This window comes from Deltaproteobacteria bacterium, from assembly GCA_016210005.1.
Lineage (GTDB): Bacteria > Desulfobacterota > Binatia > HRBIN30 > JACQVA1 > JACQVA1.
The window spans coordinates 1-6,657 of sequence record JACQVA010000175.1; the positions used below are offsets into that span (position 1 = coordinate 1).

Genomic DNA, 6,657 nt, shown 5'->3' on the forward strand with positions numbered 1-6,657 from the left:
CCGTCATGCCCGCAATCCTTAGAGCCTGCCCCCGCGAAGGCGTGGGGCGGGCATCCAGGGGCGGTGGGGCTCCGGATGGATTCCCGCCTTCGCGGGAATGACGGAGGGAAATCTGCGCGCGACGCCAAGACTTTCGGCCATAGTAGTAAAGAGGGCGCCGCGGTGAGACGCCGAGCCAGCATGGTGAAGAAACCTTGTCGCACAAAGGGCTTTTGCCGCGCCTCCGGAGTGCCACCGGGAATGCCCCCTCCGTGCGGGTCCTCTGTGCACTCTGTGCCGCTGTGGTTGGATTTCGATTTCTCTTGCAGGAATCAATACGGTCGAAAGCCGAAGTCGCGGACTTTAGACCCGGTGTGGCGTGTGGTAGGGTCGCGCCGTGGCTGAGCCGACAATGCGCCACATCGGGGTGGTGGTAAAACGCGGGCGTCCGCAAGCGGCCGCGCTCGGGCGTGAGCTGGTCGCTTGGCTGCGCCAACGCGGGCTCAGTGTGCTCATAGATGCCGAAAGCGCCCCGGAGCTGTATGACGGCCCCGGTGTGTCGAAGGCAGAGATCGCGGCTGCGGCGGATCTCATCGTCGTGCTCGGCGGCGACGGCACGCTGCTCAGCATCGCTCGCTGCGTTCACGAGCGCGCGGTGCCGGTGCTGGGCGTGAATCTCGGCGGTCTCGGTTTCCTGACTGCGGTCACCTCCGAGGAACTCTTCTCGGTGCTGGCCGACGTCCTCGCCGGCAAGTTCAGCGTCGATCAGCGCATGACCCTGTCGGCCACCTTGCACCGCAAGGGCATGCCGATGGGCAGCTACCATGCGCTCAACGACGCGGTCATCAGCAAGGGTGGCGCGTTGGCTCGCATCATCGATCTGGAAACCCGTGTCGACGGTGCCTGCGTCTGCACCTACAAGGCCGACGGTCTGATTGTTTCCACCCCCACCGGCTCGACCGCGTACTCGATGTCGGCGGGCGGGCCGATCGTCTATCCCTCGCTCGGGGTCATGGTGCTCACGCCCATCTGCCCGCATACGCTGACCAACCGCCCGATGGTGCTGCCGGATACCTCGACCGTGCACATCACCGTGCGTTCGGAAACGCACCAGGATCTCGTCATGACGCTCGACGGGCAGGAGGGCTACCCGTTGTCGAACGAGGATGTGATCGAGATCCGCAAAGGTCCCGGGATGGTGGCGCTGGTGCAGTCACCGGCCCGTGACTACTTCGACGTGCTGCGCCAAAAGCTGCTCTGGGGGGAGCGGTGAAGCGCTCGATGCCTGGCGCTGCGCCCAGCCGGTGCAACGCCCGGCAGGTTGCGCCGTAGAGCCATGCTGCGCGCGATCCGCATCGCCAACTTTGCCATCATCGACGAGCTGGCACTGGAGTTTGCCCCGGGGCTGAACGTGCTCACGGGCGAGACCGGCGCGGGCAAGAGCGTGATCATGCAGGCGCTGGGGTTGCTCTGCGGCACGCGCGGATCGGCCGATCTGATTCGCACCGGGGCGGAGGAAGCCGAGATCGAGGCGGTGTTCGAGCTCTCGGCTGAAACCCAAGCGGCCGTTGACGCGCTGGGAATTCCGGCCGGCGACGAGCTCAGCGTGCGCCGGCTCATCAGCCGCTCGGGCAAAGGCCGCATTCATCTTAACGGCAGCTTGACCACGCTCGGCGTGCTGGCGCAGTTGGGCCTGCGGTTGCTGCACATCTACGGCCAGCACGAGTATGCATTGCTGCTGCACAGCGATGCCCACCTCGAACTGCTCGACGACTTCGGGCGGCTAGGCGGACCGCGTGCCGAGTTTGCCGCCGCCTATAACCACTTAACTGCCGTTCATCACAATCTGTTGGCGCTCACCCGCGGCGGGCAGGCGGCGCGGGAGCGGGCGGAGCTGCTGCGCTTTCAAATCGCCGAGCTCGAGGCGGCGGCACCGTTGGCGGACGAGGAGACGCACTTGCAGCAGGAACGCGAGGTATTGCGGCACGCCGAGCAGCTGAGCGCGGCCTGCAGCGCGGGCGAGGCGGCGTTGTATTCCGGCGATGAGGCCGCCGGCGGCGTGGTGGCACGTGTGCTCAGCCAGCTACGCGAACTGGCGCGGATTGCTCCGGAACTGGGCGAAATCGCCGCCCTGCTCGAAGCCGCACACACCCAACTCGACGAGGCCGCGTTGCAGCTCCGCTGCTACGCCGGGCGTATCAGCCACGATCCCGAGCGGCTCGCCGCGGTCGATGAGCGACTGGCGCTGCTGCGCCGCCTCGGGCGCAAGCACAATTGCCGCGCCGATGATCTGGCGGCGCAGCTGGCGGCGTTGCACGCCGAACTGGCACAACTCACCGCTGCCGGCACCGACCTCGAGTCGGCGCAGCAGGCCGTCACCGATGCCGCGTGCGCCGCGTGGCAAGCGGCACGCGGCCTCTCCGCCGCCAGGCGCGCGGCGGCCGCCGAACTGGCCCGGCGCATGCAGGCCGAACTGCCGAGTCTTGGAATGGAGGGCGCACGCTTCACCACCGCCTTCGCTTGCGAGTTGGGCAAGGGCGAGCCGGCGGCGGCAGACCCGTTCGTGCTGGGCGAGGCCCGGCTGAGCGAGCGCGGGGCGGACCGCGTCGAGTTCCACCTCAACGCCAACCCGGGGGAAGAGCTACGCCCATTGGCCAAGATCGCTTCCGGCGGCGAACTGTCGCGCATCATGCTCGCGCTCAAGGTGCTGACCGCGGGCGCGGGCGAAGTCGACACGCTGATCTTCGACGAGGTCGATACCGGTATCGGCGGCAGCGTGGCCGAGGCCGTCGGGCGCCGCCTGCGCGCCCTGGCGCGGGCGCGCCAGATTCTCTGCATCACCCACCTGCCGCAGATCGCGGTCCACGCCGACCACCACTTCGCGGTGGAGAAGCGGGTGCGCAAGGGCCGCGCCGTCACCGGCGCCAAGTCACTGTCATCCGACGAGCGCGTCGCCGAGCTGTCGCGCATGCTCGGTGGCACGCTGGCCGGCCGCGAGGCCGAGCGCTACGCCCGCCGCCTGGTACAGGAGGCGCAGAAAGGCTCGGGGGCGTAAGCGCTACAATTGAGAGCCTGTGAGGAAATCAAAGAGGTGCCCGCGGTCGCGACGAAGTGCGGCGGGAGCACCGCTCCCGCCCTCAAGATTCGGAAGGCGGAGCGAAGGCATCACTGTTGAGGGGTGGAGCATTGCTCCACCCCCGAGTTCTTCACAGTCTCCGCGGTTCGCATCGCCAATCGAAACGCGAGTACAGGGTGGACCAACACCGGACCGGCACCCGACGCCCGACGAACTCCTTCATCCCCCGCACCCGTTCAGGGCGTGGTTCACTCCTGCCACCAGTTCCTCGACGGTCACCTCGGCGTCATTGTTGGTGTCGAACACCGGGCAATCGGCCAGCGGGGCGTAGCCGAGCGCGATGTTCACCCCTTGCACCAGTTCCTCGACCGTGACCTCGTTGTCGCTGCCGCAGTCGCCGGTGCACCAGGCCAGGTGCACCGCAAGGCGCGTTGTTTGGCCGCGGGTTTCGGAGCTGCTGAGGATCACCTCGCTCGTATAGCGCCCCACGGCTAACCCAGTCGCATTGCAACGGATGGTGACATTGGCAGGTGTGCTGCCGCCAGTGCACTGCTGGCCGTCGCATTGCGGACCGATAAGTTCCACCCAACCCACGGGCCGGTTAGCGATCCACGAAATCGGGGATGGCGGGATGTGACTGTTCGTGATTTCCACCGAGCTTCCCTCGCCGGGCAGACAGGTGATCGCGGTGGGCACAGCGGCGAGCTGGTGTGCGCACTCGTCCCCGCCGATGGTATTACATTTTACCACAGCTTGTTGTGACAAGACTTCGACAGCGATCGAGGCGCCGGCCTTCCGCTGGGGCTCGTCGTAGTAAACGTCCACGGTAACGGTATGCAGCCCGAGGCTGAGCGGGCAGCCGCTCTCGCAGGTGGGGATGTTCGGGGACGACCTGCCGGTGGCCACCACGACTCCTTCGGCGAGCCACTCGATGCGCTTGACGCGGTTCGTCGCCAGCGAGCCGCGGCAGTCGGCTACACTGGCATCCAACGGCAGCGTACCGTCTGCGAGGGTGACGATTGGGCCTGGGGCGCCGTTGATCTGGACTGTGAGCGGGCAATCGGGCAGCGCGCCGTAAGCGGCTTCGGCGCTTCGGCTGGTGTGAATGCCGTCAGTGGCGAGGACGCGGAAGCGTGGCTGACTGCTCGGCCTCAGGTTGCGCAAGTCGATGTCGACGCTGGTGTCGGTGAGATTTTGCTCGATGGTTTCCCAAGTGTCGCCGTTGTCCGCGCTGTACTGCACGTTGAAGAAGAGGTCGTCACCGTCGGCATCGTCGGCTTCCCAGGTCAACATGATGGTCTCGCCGCCTGCCGCGGCAGAGCCACCGTCTGTCGATAGAATATGCACGCTGGGCTCAGTCAGCCCGGCGCTCACCGAGTGCAGCAGGCCGCTCGGTCCCGTGATGTCGACGCGCGTCGTACCCGCCACGTAGGGCACCAGTTCGTTGATGAAAAGCAATTGCGTGTCGTCTTCCGTGGCGGCGCTGTCGGGCGTGAACGCATAGGTCTGCAGCGGGCCGCTGTCGTCGCGCAGCACGATGGTGTAGTCGCCGGGAACAGCAGGCTTCACGTCCAGTGCGTTGGAAACAACGAAGAGCGGTTCGAGGTGCGCGCTTGTCCCTTCAATCGTCCCGACCACGAGCAAGCGATCGGCGAGACCTCCCCCAACCCCCTCCTTGGCAAGGAGGGGGCGAGAGCCGACTCCGGAATTGTCCTCTCCCCGCATCGCCGCGGGGAGAGGATTAAGGTGAGGGGTCCTACCAAGCAGTTGGCGGGGAGCGGGGGCGGATTCGTGTGCCACTGCCGCACTCGTGGCGCCTGACTCGCTCCGGAACGCACCCAGCAAGCCCTCGTACGTCACATCGCTGACCCACAGATACGAGCGCAAGCTCATCAAGTCTTTCCACGCCGGCTCGTACAGCGCTCGCGTGGTGACGTCGAAGCCGTACATCGCCGCGTCGCCGCTGAGCACCGGGCTGATGCGGCCGTCGGTGTACGGCTCTGTGTGATCGCGACCCCAGGTATGGGCGAGCAGGTGAGCGCCGTACCAATCGCCGTAGGTGCCGTCGGTGTCCCAGGCGAAGGCCGGAATCAGGTCCGGCATGCCGGTGGGCCCCGCGGCGACGACGCCGGCAGCGCAGCCGGGCATGAGGCCGCGGGCATCGTAGACCATGCCGTAGTAGCGGGCGTTCGCGGGGATGTCGTAGCCGGAGGCGAGATCCCAGAGGCGTTTGGCGGCGAGGTAGGCATTGACCTCGCTACAGCTCGGCATGCCGCGGCCGGCGAAGTAAGTGCGTTCGATGACCTGCAAGTCGCTGATAGGGAAGGCGCGTTGCAGCCACGAGGCGAGCTGCGTGCGGTCGAGATCGTCGGGGTTGTAAGTCCGCCCGGCTTCCTCGTAGCCGACGCGATAGAGCACGAGAGTCTGCGGCGGCACGTCCTCGAAGGTCACTGAGGCGGAAGCTTCGTTGTTCGCACGATTCGCCTCCGTCGGATCGTCGTCCGGGTTCAACTCCGCCGTGAGCGCGACCGTGCCGTCGAGGAAGTCGCTGGGCAGAGCAAACAAGAAAGCGTGATCAAGCACCGCACGATTGGGCGACGGGCGGACGGTGATGTGACCACTCGGATTCAGCGGCACCAAAAAGATCGGCTCCTCCGCTCCACGCTGCACCCGCAGCCGCGCGGTGGTCTGGTGCTCGCCGGTGGTCGAGTGCACGTGAAAGCGGACGAAGGTGCGCTTGTTGGCGACCAGCGGGACGGAGTTGTTGAGGTCCTGCACCGACTGCACTACCTCGAGCTTGTCAGCGAGAAGGTCGAGTGCCGGTGTGGGCGTCGGGGTTGGCGTCGGCGTGATCGTGCGCGTGGCGGTGAACGTGCCCGTTGGAGTTGATGTTGCTGTTGCGGCTCGTGTCGGAGTCGCCGTCGGAACGAGCGTCTTGGTTGAAGTGGGCGTGGGCGTGACGGTCGCCGTCGGCGTGGAAAGGGATGAACGGCAACACACGGCACCGGTGGTGACACCCGGTTTGAATTGGCACGCAGTCCCGGAGGTGAAGTCCGTACAACACGCAGCGTCGATGCGACCACTAGCGAGGCAGCTCGATGTATTAGGCATCCGATCGGGGCAGCTCGAACCCACCGCGGCCATGTCGTCGTAGTCGCTGGTGCCGAGGCAGTCGCGACAGCTGTTGTTGTCGTTGGCGGCATTGAATGCGAAACAACCCGTGAACGCCGTCGCGGCTTCAAACGTGATGGTTCTGATCTGAGCGCTATTTTTCGTGCACACATCCCATCCGGGCGCGCAAAGAACCGCACCGTTGGCCACATGGCCGGTCCAGCCGCCTGAACATGCAGCGATGTCGGGGAACTGTGCGGTGTCGGTCAATCCCTCGCGCGTTCCGTCGGCGCAGCCGACTTCGACGTTCGCGTTTGGCGTCGGCGTCGGCGTGCTGGACGTCAGGTTGTCGGTGTCCTTCCGGTGAGCATGCATGCGCGCTGACGTCGCGTTCGACTAACCTCCCCGGCCATCTCGACGAGAGGAGGATGGTCGAATGGCAAGGGAGAACAGCGCAACGCAGGGACTGGCACGACTGAGTGAGCTGCGGC

3 protein-coding genes are annotated in these 6,657 nt (G+C 66.2%); 2 read left to right on the forward strand and 1 reads right to left on the reverse strand.

What is annotated here, in order from left to right:
* Positions 1–391: 391 nt before the first annotated feature.
* Together HY699_17115 and recN are read left to right on the forward strand one after the other, a co-directional pair.
* Positions 392–1,252 (forward strand): NAD(+)/NADH kinase, encoded by an 861-nt coding sequence (locus tag HY699_17115; protein ID MBI4517526.1) that lies wholly within the window; start codon positions 392–394, stop codon positions 1,250–1,252.
* A 63-nt stretch (positions 1,253–1,315) separates the two neighbouring features.
* Positions 1,316–3,034: a DNA repair protein RecN gene (gene recN, locus HY699_17120; GenBank protein MBI4517527.1), complete on the forward strand. Its 1,719-nt coding sequence runs from the start codon at positions 1,316–1,318 to the stop codon at positions 3,032–3,034.
* 240 nt (positions 3,035–3,274) lie between these two features.
* Here the strand turns inward: recN and HY699_17125 are convergent, their stop codons facing one another.
* Positions 3,275–6,541, reverse strand: a complete 3,267-nt coding sequence (locus tag HY699_17125) for a fibronectin type III domain-containing protein (GenBank protein ID MBI4517528.1) — start codon at positions 6,539–6,541, stop codon at positions 3,275–3,277.
* Positions 6,542–6,657 lie beyond the last annotated feature (116 nt).

What these genes read in the sequence shown, in the direction of transcription:
- HY699_17115 (MBI4517526.1), top strand. Translation starts at nt 392, where the DNA reads ATGCGCCACATCGGGGTGGTGGTAAAACGCGGGCGTCCGCAAGCGGCC.
- recN (MBI4517527.1), top strand. Translation starts at nt 1,316, where the DNA reads ATGCTGCGCGCGATCCGCATCGCCAACTTTGCCATCATCGACGAGCTG.
- HY699_17125 (MBI4517528.1), bottom strand. Translation starts at nt 6,541, where the DNA reads ATGCATGCTCACCGGAAGGACACCGACAACCTGACGTCCAGCACGCCG.